Genomic DNA, 19,213 nt, shown 5'->3' with positions numbered 1-19,213 from the left:
CAGAACAGGCATTTACGGGGGTTGAGATGTACAAGGCGGTACGGGCACGCATGCGTGTCCTGGTGGGCAGGGTGGCGCGTGCGGTGCGGAGGGACGCGGGGATGGTCACCTCCGAGTACGCGATGGGGATCGTCGCGGCGGTGGCGTTCGCGGCCGTCCTCTACAAGGTGGTGACCAGCGGGCCCGTCAGCGCGGCGCTGCAGGGCATCGTGAAGCAGGCGCTCGATGCGCGGATGTGAACGGGGCCGCGCGGACCGGGGGTTCGTGACGGCGGAGTCGGCCGTGGTGCTGCCCGTACTGGTGATGTTCGCGACGGCGCTGGTGTGGGGGCTGCTCGTGGTGGCCGCGCAGATCCAGTGCGTGGACGCGGCGCGTACGGGGGCCCGGGCGGCGGCGCGGGAGGATCCGGCCGACGCGGTCGTCGAGGTGGCCCGGGCGGCGGCGCCGCGCGGGGCGGAGGTCACGGTGAGCCGGGAGCGGAAGCCGGAGGGAGAGCGGGTCGGGGAGCAGGTCCGGGTGGTGGTCGTGGCGAAGCCGCCACTGCTGCACGGGCTGCCCTTCGAGGTACGGGAGGAGGCCGTGGCCTCGGTGGAGGGCGGGACATGAGGGGAGGGCCGCGGAGGTGCGGCGGGTCGGTCACCGGCAGGGGATTCCGCCGGGGATCTGTACCTGGCCGGCAGCTCGACGACCGTGGCTCCGCCACCGTCTGGAGCGTCGGTGCGATCGCCGTGCTGTGTGTGGTGTTCGGTGTCGTGCTCGCCCTGGGGCAGGCCGTCGTGACCCGGCATCGCGCGGCCGGGAGCGCCGACCTCGCGGCGCTCGCGGCGGCGGACCACTGGACGGAGGGCGGCACGGCCGCTTGCGCGCGGGCGGAGCGGGTGGCCCGGGCCCAGGGCACCCGGCTCGTGCGGTGCGCGATCGTGGGCGAGACCTCGGACGTGACGGCGAGGGCGGGACGGGGGCCGTTCACGGCGGAGGTCAGGGCACGGGCGGGCCCGGCGGAGCAGCCCTTTCCGGCGCCGGCACCTCCATCGGCCCTTCCTCCCCCTTCTCCTCCGGCGCCCCCCGCAACAGCACCGTGAGCAGCCGCACGGCCCCCCTCTTGTGCAGCGGATCGTTGCCGTTGCCGCACTTGGGGGACTGGATGCAGGACGGGCAGCCGGCGTCGCACTCGCAGGCGGCGATGGCCTGGCGAGTGGCGGTGAGCCAGGCGCGGGCGGTGTGGAAGGCGCGCTCGGCGAAGCCCGCGCCGCCGGGGTGGCCGTCGTAGACGAAGACCGTCGGCAGGAGCGTGTCGGGGTGCAGGGGGATCGAGACGCCGCCGATGTCCCAGCGGTCGCAGGTCGCGAACAGCGGGAGCATGCCGATCGAGGCGTGTTCCGCCGCGTGCAGGGCGCCGCCGAGGATCTCGGGGTTGATGCGGGCCTCGTCCAACTGGTCCTCGGTGACCGTCCACCACACCGCGCGGGTGCGCAACGTACGAGGAGGGAGGTCGAGTTTGGTCTCGCCCAGGACTTCACCGGTGATGAGGCGGCGGCGCAGGAAGGAGACGACCTGGTTGGTGACTTCGACCGAGCCGTAGCACAACTTGCCCTCGCCCCAGGGGACTTCGACGTCCGTCTCCAGGACGGAGACCGCCGTGGTGTCGCGGGCCACCGTGGCGTACGGGGGGTTCGCCTCCTCGACCAGGGCCACCGAGTCCTCCAGGTCCAGGGAACGGACCAGGTAGGTACGGCCCTGGTGGAGGTGGACCGCGCCCTCGTGGACCGTGGTGTGCGCGGCGCCCGCGTCGACCGTGCCCAGGAGGCGGCCCGTGCCGGACTCGACGATCTGGAACGGACGGCCGCCCCCGCCGCGGATGTCGGCGAGGTCGGCGGCGGACTCCCGGCGGGTCCAGTGCCAGGCCTTCGTGCGGCGGCGCAGCAGCTTCGCGGCCTCCAGTTGCGGGAGCAGGCTCTCGGTCTCCGGGCCGAACAGCTCCAGGTCGTCGTCCGTCAGCGGCAGTTCCGCCGCCGCCGCGCACAGGTGCGGGGCCAAGACGTACGGGTTGTCGGGGTCGAGGACCGTCGACTCCACGGGCTGGTCGAACAGGGCCTCGGGGTGGTGGACGAGGAAGGTGTCCAGGGGGTCGTCCCGGGCCACCAGGACCGCCAGCGCCCCCTGGCCCGAGCGGCCCGCCCGGCCCGCCTGCTGCCACAGGGACGCGCGCGTGCCGGGGTAGCCGGCGATGACCACGGCGTCCAGACCCGAGACGTCGATGCCGAGTTCCAGGGCCGTCGTCGCGGCCAGGCCCAGCAACTCTCCCGAGTGGAGGGCCTGTTCCAGGGCGCGGCGTTCCTCGGGGAGGTAGCCGCCGCGGTACGCAGCCACCCGGCGGGCCAGGGAGCGGTCGACCTCGGCCAGTCTCTCCTGGGCGATGACCGAGATGAGTTCGGCGCCGCGCCGGGAGCGTACGAAGGCGACCGAGCGGACGCCCTGCACGGTGAGGTCGGTGAGGAGGTCGGCCGTCTCCGCCGTGGCCGTACGGCGGACCGGGGCGCCCTTCTCGCCCTGGAGCTCGGTGAGCGGGGGCTCCCAGAGGGCGAACACCAGTTCACCGCGCGGGGAGGCGTCGTCGGCCACTTCCAGCACCGGGAGGCCGGTGAGGCGGCGGGCGGCGACCGCGGGCTCGGCGGCGGTCGCGGAGGCCAGCAGGAAGACGGGGGAGGCGCCGTAGCGGGCGCAGAGGCGGCGCAGCCGGCGCAGTACCTGGGCGACATGGGAGCCGAAGACGCCGCGGTAGGTGTGCACCTCGTCGATGACGACGTACTTGAGCGCCTTGAGGAAGGAGGACCAGCGGGGGTGGGAGGGGAGGATGCCGCGGTGCAGCATGTCCGGGTTGGTCAGCACGTAGTTGGCGTACTGGCGGATCCACTCGCGTTCCTCGAAGGGGGTGTCGCCGTCGTAGACCGCGGGTCGAACTGAATTGCCCAACGGTTGTGAAAGTTCCTTCACAGAACGCCACTGGTCGGCCGCCAGCGCCTTCGTGGGGGCGAGGTAGAGGGCCGTGGCGCCGCGGCCGTTCGGGGCCTCGGAGCCGTCCAGGAGGGCCGTCAGGACGGGCGCGAGATACGCCAGGGACTTGCCGGAGGCCGTGCCGGTGGCGACGACCACCGAGTCGCCGTCCAGGGCGTGCTCGGCCGCCTGTGCCTGGTGGGCCCAGGGGTGTTCGACACCCGCCGCCTGGACCGCGGCGATCACCTCCGGGCGAATCCGGTCAGGCCAGACGGCATGGCGGCCCTCGCGCGGGGGCAAGTGCTCCGTATGAGTGATGCGCGCAGCCCGGCTCGGCCCGGAGGCGAGCCGGTCCAGGACCGTGCCCGGTTCCGGCCGGGAGACGGTGTCCGCCGAGGGTCGATCGGATCGGTGATTCTTGGCCATCGGCATCGAGTGTGTCACTGGCGTGACGGACAATGGGACCAAGGCGTCGTGCACGCCTGCCGGTAAGTGATTGAATGCCATCGCGGCTGGCGAACCGTCCTGGGGGCTCTGCCGAGAGTGTCCTAACGGGCGACCGCTCGATAGCAAGGTGCTGGAGGATCCGTGGACCTGTCCCTGTCGACCCGTACCGTCGGCGATCGTACGGTCGTCGAGGTCGGTGGCGAAATCGACGTATATACCGCGCCCAAGCTGCGCGAGCAGCTGGTCGAGCTGGTGAACGACGGGAGTTTCCACCTCGTCGTCGACATGGAGGGCGTGGACTTCCTCGACTCCACCGGGCTCGGCGTGCTGGTCGGCGGCCTGAAGCGAGTGCGGGCCCATGAGGGCTCGCTGCGCCTGGTCTGCAACCAGGAGCGCATTCTGAAGATCTTCCGCATCACCGGCCTCACCAAGGTGTTCCCGATCCACACCTCGGTCGAGGAAGCGGTGGCGGCCACCGACTGATCCACCCGGCCCGGGCGCGGAAAAAGGACCGAGCCCGGGGCGGCCGTAGTACATGGGGGTCCGGGCTTTCGGCAGCCCGGTCCCCCGACAGCACGCCCGTAGTTCCGAGGGGGATGCATGGCCACCGTTGAACTCCGCTTCAGCGCGCTGCCCGAGCACGTCCGGACCGCCCGTCTGGTGGCGGCAGCGGTGGCGCGCAGGGCCGGAGTGGACGAGGCCGTACTCGACGAGGTCAGGCTCGCCGTCGGCGAGGCCTGCTCCCGTGCCGTCGGACTGCATCAGAACGGCGGCATCACCGCACCGGTGAAGGTGCTGCTGATCGAGGAGGAGAAGCAGTTCTCCATCGAGGTCGGCGACGAGGCGCCGCGCTCGGCCCCGGGTGACCGGGCGCCCGGCGGGGCCGCCGAGGACCCGGACGCGGAGACCGAGGAGGACGAGATGGGCCTCGCGGTCATCAGCGGTCTGGTCGACGACGTGGAGGTCACCGCGGGGGAGCACGGCGGGTCGATCCGTATGACCTGGCCGACCACTCCGCCGGCCGCGACGCTTCCCTGACCTTCATAAGAGCAGAACAGCGCAGAACAGCGCAGAGCAGAACGTCGAAGGGCCCCGCACCTGCGGGGCCCTTCGCATTTTCCGAATTCGTGAAATCATTCACGATCAGTCAATGCCTTTAAGGCATTAGCTCTTTCGGGTTCTGTGGCGTGACGTCGATCTTTTGCTGAAGAGCATGTGAAGGCCAATTCCGTTTACCGTGCCCTGTTTTGATCAGGGCGGGGTACCTACAATCCGTCCACATCTTGAGCTCAGCCCAAGCGTCAAGGAGGACGAATGGCGGGGCTTTCTACCCCTCATCAGCTGGACCATCCCACTACCCTCGCAGCCGCGGTTCTGACCGACGACAACCGGATCATCGTCTGGGTGATCGCCGCCGTCGCACTGGCCGCGCTCGTGGTCGCGGGCGTCCTGGTACGCCAGGTGCTCGCGGCGGGCGAGGGCACCGACAGCATGAAAGAGATCGCTTCGGCGGTGCAGGAAGGCGCCAACGCCTATCTCGCACGGCAGTTGCGCACGCTCGGCGTATTCGCCGTGGTCGTGTTCTTCCTGCTCATGCTGCTGCCCGCGGACGACTGGAATCAACGCGCCGGTCGATCCGTCTTCTTCTTGATCGGCGCGGCGTTCTCGGCGGCCACCGGCTATATCGGCATGTGGCTCGCCGTGCGCAGCAATGTGCGCGTTGCCGCGGCGGCACGGGAAGCGACACCTGCGGAAGGTGAGCCGGAAAAAGATCTCACCGCCGTCTCGCACAAAGCAATGAAGATCGCTTTCCGTACGGGCGGCGTCGTCGGCATGTTCACAGTGGGGCTCGGTCTGCTGGGCGCCTCCTGTGTGGTGCTCGTCTACGCGGCCGACGCGCCGAAGGTGCTTGAGGGTTTCGGCCTCGGGGCCGCCCTCATCGCCATGTTCATGCGTGTCGGCGGCGGCATCTTCACCAAGGCCGCCGACGTCGGCGCCGACCTGGTCGGCAAGGTCGAGCAGGGCATTCCGGAGGACGACCCGCGCAATGCCGCGACCATCGCCGACAACGTGGGCGACAACGTCGGCGACTGCGCGGGCATGGCGGCCGACCTCTTCGAGTCGTACGCCGTGACCCTGGTCGCCGCGCTGATCCTCGGCAAGGCGGCCTTCGGCGACGCCGGACTCGCCTTCCCGCTGATCGTGCCCGCGATCGGCGTCCTGACCGCCATGATCGGCATCTTCGCGGTGGCCCCGCGCCGGTCCGACCGCAGCGGCATGTCCGCGATCAACCGCGGGTTCTTCATCTCCGCGGTGATCTCGCTCGTGCTGGTGGCCGTGGCCGTCTTCGCGTATCTGCCGTCGTCGTACGCCGATCTCGACGGCGTCACCGACGGGGCGATCGCCGGCAAGGACGGCGACCCGCGCATCCTCGCGCTCGTCGCGGTCGCCATCGGCATCCTGCTGGCCGCCGTCATCCAGCAGCTGACCGGCTACTTCACCGAGACCACCCGGCGTCCCGTCCAGGACATCGGCAAGACCTCGCTCACCGGCCCGGCCACCGTCGTCCTCGCCGGTATCTCGATCGGTCTCGAATCGGCCGTCTACACCGCCCTGTTGATCGGCCTCGGCGTCTACGGGGCGTTCCTGCTCGGCGGTACGTCGATCATGCTCGCGCTGTTCGCGGTGGCACTGGCCGGTACCGGTCTGCTCACCACGGTCGGTGTGATCGTCGCCATGGACACCTTCGGGCCGGTCTCCGACAACGCCCAGGGCATCGCCGAGATGTCCGGCGACGTCGAGGGCGCGGGCGCGCAGGTGCTCACCAACCTGGACGCGGTCGGCAACACCACCAAGGCCATCACCAAGGGCATCGCCATCGCCACCGCCGTCCTGGCGGCGTCGGCGCTCTTCGGGTCGTACCGTGACGCGATCACGACCGGCGCGCAGGACGTCGGCGAGAAGCTGTCCGGCGACGGGGCTCCGATGAGCCTGATGATGGACATCTCGCAGCCCAACAACCTCGTCGGCCTCATCGCGGGCGCCGCGGTCGTCTTCCTCTTCTCCGGACTCGCCATCAACGCCGTGTCGCGGTCAGCGGGTGCCGTGGTCTACGAGGTGCGACGGCAGTTCCGCGAGCGGCCCGGGATCATGGACTACAGCGAGAAGCCGGAGTACGGCAAGGTCGTCGACATCTGCACCCGGGACGCGCTCAGGGAACTGACGACCCCGGGACTGCTCGCCGTCATGGCGCCCATCTTCATCGGGTTCACGCTCGGTGTCGGCGCGCTCGGCTCCTACCTGGCGGGCGCGATCGGCACGGGCACGCTCATGGCGGTGTTCCTGGCCAACTCCGGCGGTGCCTGGGACAACGCCAAGAAGCTCGTCGAGGACGGTCACCACGGCGGCAAGGGCAGCGAGGCCCACGCCGCGACGGTGATCGGCGACACGGTCGGCGACCCCTTCAAGGACACCGCCGGGCCCGCGATCAACCCGCTGCTGAAGGTGATGAACCTCGTCGCGCTCCTCATCGCGCCCGCGGTCATCAAGTTCAGCTACGGCGAGGACAAGAGCATCGGCGTACGGATCACCATCGCCGTTCTCTCGCTCCTCGTGATCGTCGGCGCGGTCTATGTCTCCAAGCGGCGCGGGATCGCCGTAGGGGACGAGGAGAGCGCCAAGAGGTCGGTCAAGTCGGCTGATCCCGCGGTGGTTTCGTAGGCGGTCTTAACCGGCGCCTGCTCAAGGGGCGGGCGGGGGGCGCGCGTTGGCGCGTCGCCCGCCCGCCGCTGTGTGTGCACGCCCTCATCGTGAGCCTTCTCTCGCTTGGTGCAAATGGTTACAAAAGATGACCATGCGGACGTCCGGCATACGGTCGTGGGCGGTCCGGCGTGTATCTTCCGGGGCCGAAGGCCATGGAAGGGACCAATCCGGTGAACAAGAAGCTCGCGGCCGCACTGTCCGGCGGTGCGGTACTGGTACTGGCGCTGGCGGGATGCAGCAGCGACGACAACAGCGACAAGCTGAACTCCTGGGCCAAGGAGGTCTGCGACGCCGTACAGCCGCAGGCCAAGAAGATCGAGGCCGCCAACGCCGCGATCCAGAAGGAGACCTCGGACAACAGCACACCGGAGGACGTCCAGAAGACCGACGCACAGGCCTTCCAGGACATGTCTGAGGCCTACAAGGCGATCGGGGCCGCGGTGACCAAAGCCGGGGCGCCGGACGTCGACAACGGCGAGACGAAGCAGAAGAACGCCGTCAAGGAGCTCAACAGCATCTCCGCGTCCTACGCCTCCCTCCAGCAGCAGGTCGAGAAGCTCGACACCAAGGACCAGGCCAAGTTCGCCGACGGCCTCAAGGACATCGCGGCCCAGCTGGACAAGCTGAGCACCAGCGGCAGCGACGCCCTGAAGACCCTGGAGGAGGGTGACGTCGGCAAGGCGATGGCGAAGCAGGAGAGCTGCAAGAGCGCGTCCGCCTCGCCGTCGGCGGCCAACGGCTGACCTCCACGTGACATCCACGCGCGCGTGGCCCCGGCGCCGTAGGCATCGCCTGCGGCGCCGGTTCACAATGGGGTGGTGAGTAACGCCAGCCTTGCCTCCCTGCCCTCCGCCGACCGCCCCGACGTCGCCGCGCGCCTGAGGGACGCCCTTCTGGGCGCCTCCTTCACCGCCGACGGGCTCCTCGAACTGCTCGGCGCCCCCGCGTACGCGGCGCTCGCCCGCAGCGAGACCGTGCCCGCGCTCCGGGCGACCCGCGGGGACACCCCGCTGGAGGTCCTCGTACGGCTCTTCCTGCTCCAGCAGCCGGTGCTCCACGCGCGCGTGGCGGACGTGCTGCCCCTGGACGCGTGTCTGGAGAGCGGCTGGCTGGTGCGCGCGGGCGCCGACGAGGTGGCGGCCACCGTGGACGTACGGCCCTACGGCGGGCCCGGTGGCGAGGACTGGTTCATCGTGTCCGACCTCGGGTGCGCCGTCGGGGGCGCCGGAGGGATCGGTAGTCGGGACGAGGGCGTGGTCCTCGGGGTCGGCGGCGCGTCCACGACCCTGGCGGGCATCACCGTCCGTACGCCGGTGTCGTCCGCCCTCGACCTCGGCACCGGCTCCGGCATCCAGGCGCTGCACGCCGCGCAGCACGCCACGCGCGTGACGGCGACCGACCTCAACCCGCGCGCGCTGCACATCACCGGGCTCACGCTGGCGCTCTCCGGCGCCCCGGCGGCCGAGCTGCGGGAGGGCTCGCTGTTCGAGCCCGTGAAGCACGGGGAGACGTACGACCTGATCGTGTCGAACCCGCCCTTCGTGATCTCGCCGGGTGCGCGGCTGACGTACCGGGACGGCGGGATGGGCGGGGACGATCTGTGCCGGTCGCTCGTTCAGCAGGCGGGGGAGCGGCTGAACGAGGGCGGGTTCGCGCAGTTCCTCGCCAACTGGCAGCACGTGGAGGGAGAGGACTGGCAGGACCGGCTGCGCTCCTGGGTGCCGCGCGGGTGTGACGCGTGGATCGTGCAGCGCGAGGTGCAGGACGTCACGCAGTACGCCGAACTGTGGCTGCGGGACGCCGGGGACCACCGCGGGGACCCGGCCGAGTACCAGGCGCTGTACGACGCCTGGCTGGACGAGTTCGAGGCGCGCAAGGTGCGGGCGGTCGGGTTCGGCTGGATCACGTTGCGCAGGACCGGCGCCGCCGAGCCCTCCGTCGTCGCCGAGGAGTGGCCGCACCCCGTCGAACAGCCGCTCGGGGACACCGTACGGGCGCACTTCGAGCGGCTCGACTATCTGCGGGCGCATGACGACGCGGCTCTGCTGGCGGGGCATTTCAAGCTCGCGCCCGAGATCGTGCAGGAGCAGGTCGGGCTGCCCGGTGCGGAGGATCCGGAGCATGTCGTGCTGCGGCAGAACCGCGGGATGCGGCGCGCGACCAAGGTGGACACGGTCGGGGCGGGCTTCGCGGGCGTGTGCGACGGGTCGCTGAGCGCGGGGCGGATCCTGGACGCGATCGCGCAACTGGTGGGCGAGGACCCGGTGTTGCTGCGGGACCGTACGCCGGCGCAGATCCGGCTGCTGGTGGAGCAGGGGTTCCTGGAGCCGGCGGGCGCCGAGGGGGCGTGAGGGAGGTGCGGAGCGGGAGGTGCGGAGCGAAGGGTTGAGCGCGGGGCTGTCGGCGGCCGAACTCGTCGTCGGGGCCCGGTGTTCGCGTGTCGCCGCTGTGCCGCTGTGCCGCTGTGCCGCTGTGAAGTCGTGCTGCCGGGCCGTCGAGATCGGCCCCGGGCGGTGCTCGGCCCTCGATGTGACGGTGCGCCTGGGGCGGCAGGACACGGGCGGGGCGGGAGTGCCTGGTCTGGTCTGATTGGTGACGAAAAGGTCTCCTGTCAGTGGCACGTGCGAAGCTACCTTCGGAAGACGGACTCGACGCGTCCTCGGGGGAGGCGCACTGTCTCGGGTCTCGGGGGGAGGCGTGATGGCGGGGGAGACGCCGGATCAGGGCGAAGGCAGGGTCATCAACGGGCGCTACCGGCTGCTGCGGACGCTCGGCGCGGGTGGCATGGGGCGCGTGTGGCTCGCGTACGACGAGGAGTTGGCCTGCGAAGTCGCGATGAAGGAGATCGCGCTTCCGGACGTGCCGATGGACGCGACCGAGCCCGCGCAGCGCATCGCACGCGCCCGCAGCGAGGCCCGGCACGCGGCGCGGCTGCGCGGGCATCCGCATGTGGCGACCGTGCACGACGTGGTGGTGCACGAGGGACTGCCGTGGATCGTCATGGAGTACGTGCCGGACGCGGTGGACCTCCAGGCGGTCGTACGGCGTTCAGGGCCGCTGCTGCCCGTCCAGGCGGCCCGCATCGGGATCGCCGTGCTCGACGCGCTGACCGCCGGGCACCGGATCGGCATCCTGCACCGGGATGTGAAACCGGCCAACATCCTTCTGGCCTCGGACGCTTCGGGCGACCCGTTCGCGCGCGTGCTGCTCACCGACTACGGCATCGCCCTCCAGCCCGAGTCCCGCGAACCCCGGCTGACCGCCACCGCGGGCATCCTCGGCACGCCGGGCTATCTCGCGCCGGAACGCGCGCGTGGGGAGCCGCCGACGCCGGCCGCGGACCTGTTCTCGCTGGGCGCGACGCTGTACTCGGCGGTGGAGGGACGGGGGCCCTTCGACCGCCACGGCGACTACGCGACCCTCACGGCCCTGCTGGGCGAGGAGCCGACACCGACCGTGCGGGCCGGTGAACTCGCGCCCGTGCTCCAGGGATTGCTGGTGAAGGACCCCGTGCGCAGGTCCTCGCCGGAGACGGTGGCGCGGGGGCTGGAACGGGTGGTGCAGGGCGCCTCGCCGGTGTGGCCCGCCCCGGCCGGTGCGACACCGGGGGGCTTCGGACCGCCGCCCGAGGGATTCGGCGCGGCGGGTTCGGTGGACGGACGGGGCGCGCAGCCGGTCGGTACCGGTGTCCCCGGCCCCGGTGGCCCCGGTGGTCCGTCGGGGGGCGGTGCGACGGACGGGCCGCCACCTGGGTACGTCGCGAGCACGTCACCTGGTTGGGGCGGCGGGTCAGGGCCGGGGACACCGCAGACACCCGGGACACCGGGCACACCGCAGACCCCGGCCGCGCTGCCGACACCGAGCACGCCGCAGACCCCGCACACTCCGGCGGGCAGTCCGGGAGGACCGGTGACGCCGGCCGGGGCCGCCGGTGCCGCGCCGTACGACCCGTGGCGGCAGGCCGCCCCACCGCAGCAGCCCGCGGCACCCGGCAACCCGTACGCGCAGGGGCCCTACGGGAGCGGGGGCGCACAGCAGCCGCCCGCCGGGGGCGGCAGCCCGACACCGTACGGGCCGTACGGGGGTGGCGGCGGCTCCGCGCAGTCGCCGTATCCGAGCGCGGGAAGCCCCACCGCGCCTTACCTCGGCGGCACTTCAGGTGTTGGATGGGGTGCGGGCGGGCCCGGTGGCCCCGGAGGGGGGCCGTTGCCTCCGCCCGACCCCGCGAAGAAGCGGCTCGCCATCGTCGCGCTTGTCGTGGCCGTCGTGCTCGTCGTCGCCGGGGGCACCTGGCTGGCCGTTTCGCTGACGAGGGACAACGGCGGGGACGACAACACCGCGACGCCGAAGAAGCCGCCCACCTCCAGCGTGCCCAAGAGCTCGCCGCCGCCGACCGGGCCCGTGCTGCCGTACGGCGATGTCGTGGGGCTCAGTCAGCCGTTGGAGACCGGTGACTGTGTGCAGGCGGTGTGGTCGGGGACGCCGTTCAAGTCCGCGCCGAACCTGGGGAAGGTGAGCTGTTCCGACGACTGGCCCGACGGGCAGGTCGTGGCGGTCGACACCGCCACCGACTACGCCGACGCGGCCGCCGAGGGCGCCAAGCGCTGTGAGAACCAGACGCGCGCGGTCGTCGACGCCCTGCCGGACGCGGCGGGCTACGCCGTCGTACCGACGAAGGAGGGCTTCACCGCGGCCAACAGCGGTACGGCATGTCTCGTACTCGGACGCCATGCCGCGATCGGCGGTGAAGTGGGCCGGTTCCGCGACGAGGGCGCCAAATTGTGGGTCGGTCAGATGAGTGTCGGCGACTGCTGGATCTACGAGGAGGAACAGGAGGGCTACAACGCCCCGCTCACCGACTGCGCGAAACCCCACACCGACCAGGTCATAGGCGTGGCCCAGGCGCCCGGCAGCATGAGCTACAAGAAAGGCCTCGACAACGCGACCAAGCTTTGCGGCAACAAATTCGAGTCGACTTGGGCGCCGGGATCGGAGAGGGCCGTGTTCGGCTGGGTGGCCGATGAGGACGACTGGAACCAGGGGTTCAAGAAGGCCGTGTGCACCGTGGGCCGGGTCGACAACGGAAAGACGACCGGAAAGATACCCGCGCCCGGATCCGTCTGAGCCAGGCTGAGCCACGCGGGGCCGCCTGAGGTCGCTCGGGGCCTTTCGGGGAGTCCACAGCCCCGTCGGCTCCGCGTTCACCTCAGGTTCGCCTGGCCGCCGCCCGCGCGTGTCAACCTCCCCGGGGCTGGACACGCGCGGACGGGACAAAAGGGGCAGGGGCGTCATGGAGAGGGGACCGGCGATCTTCGCGGGGTTGGTGTTCGCCCTGTTCGGGGGTGGGCTGCTGGTGTGGACCGCGGCCCGGTTGCGGCAGCGCGAACCCGTGGCGCACGGTGTGAACCCCGTCGCATCGGCGGCCCTCGCGAGCCTGGCCGCGGTGGTGGCGCTGGGCCTTGGCGCATGGTGCCTGATCCGTATCTGAGGATCATGGAAAAGCCGAGGTCCCGGTAATCAGCAGGTCTCCCTCCGGTAAGGCTCGAAATAGCCGGTGGGTACTCCGGGCGGCAGGAATGGCGGTAGTCGGGTTACCGTTCGAGTGGCCGTTGCGGGCTTTTCCCGTTTGACACGGGGGCGGGATGTACCGTCACACTCCGCAGCGTCACCATGACCCGACCCCGGGGGAACGCGGGGGAGGCCCCAGCGTCGACCGGAGAGAAGAGCGAAGTTGTCCCCGACCAGCGAGACCGCAAAGGGCGGCCGCCGACTCGTCATCGTCGAGTCGCCTGCCAAGGCGAAGACGATCAAGGGCTATCTCGGCCCTGGTTACGTCGTCGAGGCGAGCGTCGGGCACATCCGCGACCTCCCCAACGGCGCCGCCGAGGTGCCGGAGCAGTACACCGGCGAGGTCCGCCGGCTCGGCGTGGACGTCGAGCACGACTTCGAGCCCATCTATGTCGTCAACGCCGACAAGAAGGCCCAGGTCAAGAAGCTCAAGGACCTGCTGAAGGACTCCGACGAGCTCTTCCTCGCCACCGATGAGGACCGCGAGGGCGAGGCCATCGCGTGGCACCTCCTGGAGGTCCTGAAGCCCAAGGTCCCGGTCAAGCGCATGGTGTTCCACGAGATCACCAAGGACGCGATCCGGGCCGCCGTCGCCAACCCGCGCGATCTCAACCAGCGCATGGTCGACGCCCAGGAGACCCGCCGTATCCTCGACCGCCTCTACGGCTACGAGGTCTCGCCGGTCCTGTGGAAGAAGGTCATGCCGCGCCTGTCGGCCGGCCGTGTCCAGTCCGTCGCCACCCGCCTGGTCGTCGAGCGGGAGCGCGAGCGCATCGCCTTCCGCTCCGCCGAGTACTGGGACCTGACGGGCACCTTCGGCACCGGCCGCGCGGGTGACGCGAGCGACCCGTCGACCCTGGTCGCCCGCCTCCAGAGCGTCGACGGCAAGCGCGTCGCACAGGGCCGCGACTTCGACTCCCTGGGCCAGATCAAGGGCGCCAACACCCTCCACCTCGACGAGGCGGGCGCCCGCGCGCTGGCCGCCGCGCTGGAGAACACCGACTTCGCCGTCCGGTCCGTCGAGTCCAAGCCGTACCGTCGCTCGCCGTACGCCCCGTTCCGTACGACGACCCTCCAGCAGGAGGCCAGCCGCAAGCTCGGCTTCGGCGCGAAGGCGACCATGCAGGTCGCCCAGAAGCTGTACGAGAACGGCTTCATCACCTATATGCGTACGGACTCCACGACGCTCAGCGACACCGCCGTCGCCGCGGCCCGCGCGCAGGTCACGCAGTTGTACGGCGCCGACTACCTGCCGTCGGCCCCGCGGACGTACGCGGGGAAGGTCAAGAACGCGCAGGAGGCGCACGAGGCGATCCGCCCCTCGGGTGATCGTTTCCGCACGCCCGCCGAGACCGGACTGACCGGCGACCAGTTCAAGCTCTACGAGCTGATCTGGAAGCGGACCGTCGCCTCCCAGATGAAGGACGCGACCGGCAACTCCGTCACGGTGAAGATCGGTGGCACCGCCGCCGACGGCCGGGACGTCGAGTTCAGCGCGTCCGGCAAGACGATCACCTTCCACGGCTTCCTGAAGGCGTACGTCGAGGGCGCGGACGACCCGAACGCCGAGCTGGACGACCGCGAGCGCCGGCTGCCGCAGGTCAGCGAGGGCGACCGGCTCTCCGCCGAGGAGATCACGGTCGACGGGCACGCCACCAAGCCCCCGGCCCGCTACACCGAGGCCTCGCTGGTCAAGGAGCTCGAAGAGCGCGAGATCGGCCGCCCGTCGACGTACGCGTCGATCATCGGCACGATCCTCGACCGCGGCTATGTCTTCAAGAAGGGCACGGCACTCGTCCCGTCCTTCCTGTCCTTCGCCGTGGTCAACCTCCTGGAGAAGCACTTCGGGCGGCTCGTCGACTACGACTTCACCGCCAAGATGGAGGACGACCTCGACCGCATCGCGCGGGGCGAGGCCCAGTCCGTGCCGTGGCTGAAGCGGTTCTACTTCGGTGAGGGCGACGCGGCGGGCGCGGCCGTGGCCGGCAACGGCGACGGGGACCACCTCGGCGGTCTCAAGGAGCTGGTGACCGACCTGGGCGCGATCGACGCGCGCGAGGTGTCGTCGTTCCCGGTGGGCAACGGCATCGTGCTGCGGGTCGGCCGCTACGGCCCGTACATCGAGCGCGGTGAGAAGGACTCCGAGGGCCACCAGCGCGCGGACGTGCCGGAGGACCTCGCCCCGGACGAGCTGTCCGTCGAGCTCGCGGAGGAGCTGCTCGCCAAGCCGAGCGGTGACTTCGAGCTGGGCGCCGACCCGGAGACGGGCCACCAGATCATCGCGCGGGACGGCCGCTACGGCCCGTACGTCACCGAGGTGCTCCCCGAGGGCACCCCGAAGACCGGCAAGAACGCCGTGAAGCCGCGTACGGCCTCGCTGTTCAAGTCGATGTCCCTGGACACGGTGACGCTCGCGGACGCGCTCAAGCTGATGTCGCTGCCGCGCGTGGTCGGCACCGACGCCGAGGGCCAGGAGATCACCGCGCAGAACGGGCGCTACGGGCCGTACCTGAAGAAGGGCACGGACTCGCGCTCGCTCCAGACCGAGGACCAGCTCTTCACGATCACCCTCGAAGAGGCGCTGGAGATCTACTCCCAGCCCAAGCAGCGGGGCCGGGCCGCCGCCAAGCCGCCGCTGAAGGAACTGGGCACGGACCCGGTCAGCGAGAAGCCGGTCGTGGTCAAGGACGGCCGTTTCGGACCGTATGTGACCGACGGGGAGACCAACGCGACCCTGCGCTCCGGCGACAGTGTCGAGGAGATCACCCCCGAGCGCGGCTTCGAACTGCTCGCCGAGAAGCGGGCGAAGGCGCCCGCCAAGAAGACGGCGAAGAAGGCGCCCGCGAAGAAGACCGCCGCGAAGAAGGCCGCTCCGGCCAAGAAGACGGCCGCGAAGAAGACCGCGGCGAAGAAGACGACGACGGCCGCCAAGAAGGCGCCCGCGAAGAAGGCGACGGCTTCGAAGACGGCGACCGCCGCGAAGACGGCGTCCGAAGACTGATTCGCGCTGCGGATCCTTCACGACGGGTTCGCAAAACGAACGCCCCGGCATCGGTTTGGTGTCGGGGCGTGCGCACGTTCGGACGGGCGCCCCGGGCTGTCGGTGCCGCCCGATAGGCTGAAAGCATGACGCGAGCCGAGCAGCCGACGGCCCACCACCCGGCCCCCGACGACGCCCTTGCGGCGGACTCCCGCGAGCGCGCCGTCCGCGCCCTGTTGCGCCGACCGCAGCTCAGGAGGTTGTGGAGCGCACAGCTGGTGGGGGGTGTCGGCGACACACTCGCCCTGCTGGTGCTGGTCGTCCTGGCCCTCCAGGCGGCGATCGCCCAGGGCTCCTTCGGCGGCGGCTACCGGGGCGTGGCGTTCGCAGTGGCGACCGTCTTCGGGGTGCGCATTCTGGCCACATTGCTGTTCGGGGCGGTGCTCCTCGGCCCGCTGACGTCCCTCACTTCCCAGGAGGGACCGCTCGACCGCCGCTGGACCATGGTCGGCGCGGACGCCGTACGGGCGCTGGCGCTGATCGTCGCCCCCCTGTGGATCGACTGGACCCCGGACAACGCCCTGGCCGTCCTCCTGGTGACCGCCTTCGTCACCGGAGTCGCCGAGCGCTTCTGGACGGTCTGCCGTGAGAGCGCGGCGCCCGCCCTGCTGCCGGCCCCGCCGCCGGAGGGCGCGACGGTACGGCCGCTGCCGGACCACATGGACGCGCTGCGCCGCCTGTCGCTGCGTACGAGCTTCGTGGCGGTCCCCCTCGCGGCCGCCGCGCTCGTCACCGCCTCGCTGGTCAACAACCTTCTGGGCGCCGGGATCGACTGGTTCGCCCAGCACCAGGCCGCCCTCGCCTCGTACGTCGCGGCAGGGCTCTTCGCCGCGTCCCTGTCCGTGGTGACCTTCCTGGAGCTGCCCGACACCCGCACGCCACGCGCGCGTTCCCCGCTGGAGGGCATGCGCCGCCCCAAGACGGGCTCCGGCGTCGACAAGGGCCGCACCGGCGCCCTCCCGCTGCTGGTGCTGGCCTCCGCGGCCGTCGCCGGGGCGATCTCAGCCGCCGTCGCCGTGTCCGTCCTGCATGCCAAGGACCTGGGCGGCGGCCCGGTGACGTACGGCCTGCTGGTGCTGGGGCTGACCGGCGGGGTCGTCGTCGGCATCCGTACGGCGCCCAAGGTGCTGGTCACGCTCTCGCGCCGGCGGCTGCTCGCGCTGGCGATCGCCTTCACCGGCGTCGCGCTGCTGGCCGCGGGTCTCGTCCCGGACGTGACGACCGTGATCCTCATCGTCGCGCTGGCCGGCGTCGGCGCGGGCGTCGCCGCCAACACCGGGCACACGCTCCTCGACCAGGAGGCCGAGGACTACCGGCGCGGCCGCACGACCGAGCATCTGCACGCGGTCGTACGGGTCTTCGTGGCACTCGGAGCGGTGATCGCGCCGCTGGTGGCCGCGCTGATCGGGCCGCACCGGCTGGAGAACGGCAAGTTCGTGTTCGCGCACGGCGGTGCGGCGTTCACGCTGATGCTGGTCGGCGCGCTGCTGCTGCCGGTGGCCGCGCTGGTGCTCGCCAAGGTCGACGACCGGTCCGGGGTGCCGCTGCGGCACGACCTGCGGGACGCGCTGCTCGGCGGGGACGACCCGGTGACGGCGCCCGCCGCCTCCGGTTTCTTCATCGCCCTTGAGGGCGGCGACGGCGCTGGGAAGTCCACCCAGGCCGAGGCGCTCGCCGAGTGGATAAGGGCCAAGGGCCACGAGGTAGTGGTGACGCGCGAGCCGGGGGCGACGCCGGTCGGCAAGCGGCTGCGGTCGATCCTCCTGGACGTCTCCTCGGCCGGGCTGTCCCACCGCGCGGAGGCGCTGCTGTACGCGGCGGACCGCGCGGAGCACGTGGACACGGTCGTGCGGCCCGCCCTGGAGCGGGGTGCGGTCGTGATCTCGGACCGGTACATCGACTCCTCGGTGGCGTATCAGGGGGCGGGGCGCGATCTGTCGCCGACGGAGATCGCGCGGATCAACCGGTGGGCCACGAACGGGCTGGTGCCGAACCTGACCGTGCTGCTGGACGTCTCCCCGGAGATCGCCCGCGAGCGGTTCACCGAGGCGCCGGACCGGTTGGAGTCGGAGCCCGCGGAGTTCCACGCGCGCGTGCGGTCCGGGTTCCTGACGCTGGCCGCGGCCGATCCGGGGCGCTACCTGGTCGTGGACGCGGGCCAGGAGCCCGAGGCCGTCACCACCGTCGTACGGCACCGGCTCGACCAGCTTCTGCCGCTCTCCGAGCAGGAGATCCGGGAGCAGGAGGAGGCCCGGCGCAAGGCCGAGGAGGAAGCGCGCAGGAAGGCCGAGGAAGAGGCCGCGCGCAAGGCCGAGGAGGAGCGCCTGGAGCGCGAGCGCCAGGAACAGCTGGAGCGGCTGCGAGCCGAGGAGGAGGAGCGCAAGCGGCGCGAGCTGGAGGAGGCGCAGCGGCGCGAGGCCGAACGGCAGGCGGAAGAGGCCCGGCTGCGGGCCGAGGAAGCGCGTAAGCGGGCCGAGGAGGAGCGGGTCCGGCTCCTCGCCGAGGAGAAGGCTCGCGCCGAGGAGGAAGCGCGCCGCAGGGCCGAGGAGGACCGGCGGCGCAAGCAGGCCGAGGAGGAAGCCCGGCTGCGGGCCGAGGCCGAGGCCCGGCGCATCGAGAAGCAGCGGAAGGCCGAGGAGGCGTTGCTGCGGGCCGAGGAGGCTCGACGGCTCGCGGAGCAGGCGGCGGCGGTCGCGGAGGCCGGGCCGAAGAAGGGCGCGCCGCCGGCGGTGGTGCCTCCGGAGGCGGCGACTGTGCCTACGCCGGTGGTGACCCCGACCAATGCGTCCGGGGGGCCGGTGGAGGAGACGGCTGTGCTGCGGCCGGTGCGGGAGGAGGACCCGGAGGGTACGGGGACTGGCGGGGCTGCGGGGACTGGCGGGGCTGCGGGGACTGCCGGGGCCGCGGGGACTGGCGGGGCTGCGGGGAACGCCGACAACGAGGTGACGGCTGAGCTGCCCAAGCCTCCGGCCGGGGCCGCGGATGAGACGGCTGTGCTGCCTCCTGTGGTGCCGGGTGCGGCTGATGAGACGGCTGTGCTGCCTCCCGTCGTGCCGGGTGCGGCCGACGAGACCGCTGTGCTGCCGCCCGTGCCGGGTGAGACTCCCGCGGATCGGGTGCCGCCGGGGTTCTTCCGGGCGGAGCAGGGCGGGGCCGACGGGGGCGAGGACCGTACGCGGGAGATGCCTCAGGTGGATGAGTCCGGGGCGCCTCGGAAGCGGGCTCGGTCCGACTGGGCCGAGGAGACTCCGCTGGATGACTTGCCTTCGCTGGCGGACGAGTTGCTCGGTCCGCGGGAGGGCGAGGAGTTCGGGGACGGGCGTGGGGGGCGTGGTCGGGGGCGTCGGGGCTGAGGACGGTTCGCTGGGTGGGCCGGGGTCGGAGCCCGTGCCCCTGCCCGTG

General features: G+C 71.6%; 13 protein-coding genes. 12 read left to right on the top strand and 1 reads right to left on the bottom strand.

Annotated features, from left to right (window positions below; translation table 11 throughout):
* The first annotated feature begins 26 nt into the window (after positions 1-26).
* The 3 genes from ABZ928_RS09275 to ABZ928_RS09265 are packed head-to-tail and all read left to right on the top strand — an operon-like array spanning position 27 to position 1,082.
* The gene (locus tag ABZ928_RS09275; protein ID WP_361516387.1) at positions 27-239 is read left to right on the top strand and encodes a DUF4244 domain-containing protein; all 213 of its coding nucleotides are present in this window, start codon (positions 27-29) and stop codon (positions 237-239) included.
* Entirely contained in the window at positions 226-606 is a 381-nt protein-coding gene (locus tag ABZ928_RS09270) for a TadE family type IV pilus minor pilin (protein WP_361516385.1), read from the top strand. Before ABZ928_RS09275 ends, ABZ928_RS09270 begins: the two co-directional genes overlap by 14 nt.
* The gene (locus ABZ928_RS09265; protein WP_361516384.1) at positions 603-1,082 is read left to right on the top strand and encodes an Rv3654c family TadE-like protein; all 480 of its coding nucleotides are present in this window, start codon (positions 603-605) and stop codon (positions 1,080-1,082) included. Before ABZ928_RS09270 ends, ABZ928_RS09265 begins: the two co-directional genes overlap by 4 nt.
* On the opposite strand, the gene ABZ928_RS09260 is transcribed toward ABZ928_RS09265, so the two are convergent.
* Positions 979-3,501, bottom strand: coding sequence for a DEAD/DEAH box helicase (locus ABZ928_RS09260; protein ID WP_361516382.1), 2,523 nt, complete (start codon positions 3,499-3,501; stop codon positions 979-981). The genes ABZ928_RS09265 and ABZ928_RS09260 overlap by 104 nt on opposite strands.
* An 81-nt stretch (positions 3,502-3,582) precedes the next feature.
* On the opposite strand from ABZ928_RS09260, the gene bldG reads away from it, so the two are divergent.
* From bldG to tmk, 9 genes are all read left to right on the top strand, one after another.
* Positions 3,583-3,924 (top strand): anti-sigma factor antagonist BldG, encoded by a 342-nt coding sequence (gene bldG / locus ABZ928_RS09255; RefSeq protein WP_003975386.1) that lies wholly within the window; start codon positions 3,583-3,585, stop codon positions 3,922-3,924.
* Positions 3,925-4,041: 117 nt separating this feature from the next.
* Positions 4,042-4,479 carry an ATP-binding protein gene (locus tag ABZ928_RS09250; protein WP_361516380.1) on the top strand — a complete coding sequence of 146 codons (438 nt, stop codon included), beginning with the start codon at positions 4,042-4,044 and terminating at the stop codon, positions 4,477-4,479.
* A gap of 276 nt (positions 4,480-4,755) precedes the next feature.
* A complete protein-coding gene (locus ABZ928_RS09245) occupies positions 4,756-7,161 on the top strand; it encodes a sodium-translocating pyrophosphatase (protein WP_361516379.1) in 2,406 nt (801 codons plus the stop codon).
* A 194-nt stretch (positions 7,162-7,355) separates the two neighbouring features.
* A complete protein-coding gene (locus ABZ928_RS09240) occupies positions 7,356-7,946 on the top strand; it encodes a small secreted protein (RefSeq protein WP_361516378.1) in 591 nt (196 codons plus the stop codon).
* 75 nt (positions 7,947-8,021) lie between these two features.
* Positions 8,022-9,554 carry a class I SAM-dependent methyltransferase gene (locus tag ABZ928_RS09235; RefSeq protein ID WP_361516376.1) on the top strand — a complete coding sequence of 511 codons (1,533 nt, stop codon included), beginning with the start codon at positions 8,022-8,024 and terminating at the stop codon, positions 9,552-9,554.
* Between the two features lie 349 nt (positions 9,555-9,903).
* Positions 9,904-12,327, top strand: a complete 2,424-nt coding sequence (locus ABZ928_RS09230) for a protein kinase (RefSeq protein ID WP_361516375.1) — start codon at positions 9,904-9,906, stop codon at positions 12,325-12,327.
* 166 nt (positions 12,328-12,493) lie between these two features.
* Positions 12,494-12,691: a hypothetical protein gene (locus ABZ928_RS09225; protein WP_361516373.1), complete on the top strand. Its 198-nt coding sequence runs from the start codon at positions 12,494-12,496 to the stop codon at positions 12,689-12,691.
* Between the two features lie 243 nt (positions 12,692-12,934).
* On the top strand, positions 12,935-15,772 hold the full coding sequence (topA, locus tag ABZ928_RS09220; RefSeq protein ID WP_361516372.1) for a type I DNA topoisomerase: 2,838 nt from the start codon (positions 12,935-12,937) through the stop codon (positions 15,770-15,772).
* 125 nt (positions 15,773-15,897) lie between these two features.
* Positions 15,898-19,164: a dTMP kinase gene (gene tmk, locus ABZ928_RS09215; protein ID WP_361516370.1), complete on the top strand. Its 3,267-nt coding sequence runs from the start codon at positions 15,898-15,900 to the stop codon at positions 19,162-19,164.
* Positions 19,165-19,213: the final 49 nt, after the last annotated feature.

It is taken from the genome of Streptomyces sp. NPDC046909, from assembly GCF_040644695.1.
Classification (GTDB): domain Bacteria; phylum Actinomycetota; class Actinomycetes; order Streptomycetales; family Streptomycetaceae; genus Streptomyces.
This window is presented reverse-complemented; position numbering and strand designations above follow the sequence as displayed.

Coding starts and splice junctions, on each gene's coding strand:
- ABZ928_RS09275 (WP_361516387.1), top strand. CDS start 27: ATGTACAAGGCGGTACGGGCACGCATGCGTGTCCTGGTGGGCAGGGTG.
- ABZ928_RS09270 (WP_361516385.1), top strand. CDS start 226: ATGCGCGGATGTGAACGGGGCCGCGCGGACCGGGGGTTCGTGACGGCG.
- ABZ928_RS09265 (WP_361516384.1), top strand. CDS start 603: ATGAGGGGAGGGCCGCGGAGGTGCGGCGGGTCGGTCACCGGCAGGGGA.
- ABZ928_RS09260 (WP_361516382.1), bottom strand. CDS start 3,501: ATGGCATTCAATCACTTACCGGCAGGCGTGCACGACGCCTTGGTCCCA.
- ABZ928_RS09250 (WP_361516380.1), top strand. CDS start 4,042: ATGGCCACCGTTGAACTCCGCTTCAGCGCGCTGCCCGAGCACGTCCGG.
- ABZ928_RS09245 (WP_361516379.1), top strand. CDS start 4,756: ATGGCGGGGCTTTCTACCCCTCATCAGCTGGACCATCCCACTACCCTC.
- ABZ928_RS09240 (WP_361516378.1), top strand. CDS start 7,356: ATGGAAGGGACCAATCCGGTGAACAAGAAGCTCGCGGCCGCACTGTCC.
- ABZ928_RS09230 (WP_361516375.1), top strand. CDS start 9,904: ATGGCGGGGGAGACGCCGGATCAGGGCGAAGGCAGGGTCATCAACGGG.
- ABZ928_RS09225 (WP_361516373.1), top strand. CDS start 12,494: ATGGAGAGGGGACCGGCGATCTTCGCGGGGTTGGTGTTCGCCCTGTTC.
- tmk (WP_361516370.1), top strand. CDS start 15,898: ATGACGCGAGCCGAGCAGCCGACGGCCCACCACCCGGCCCCCGACGAC.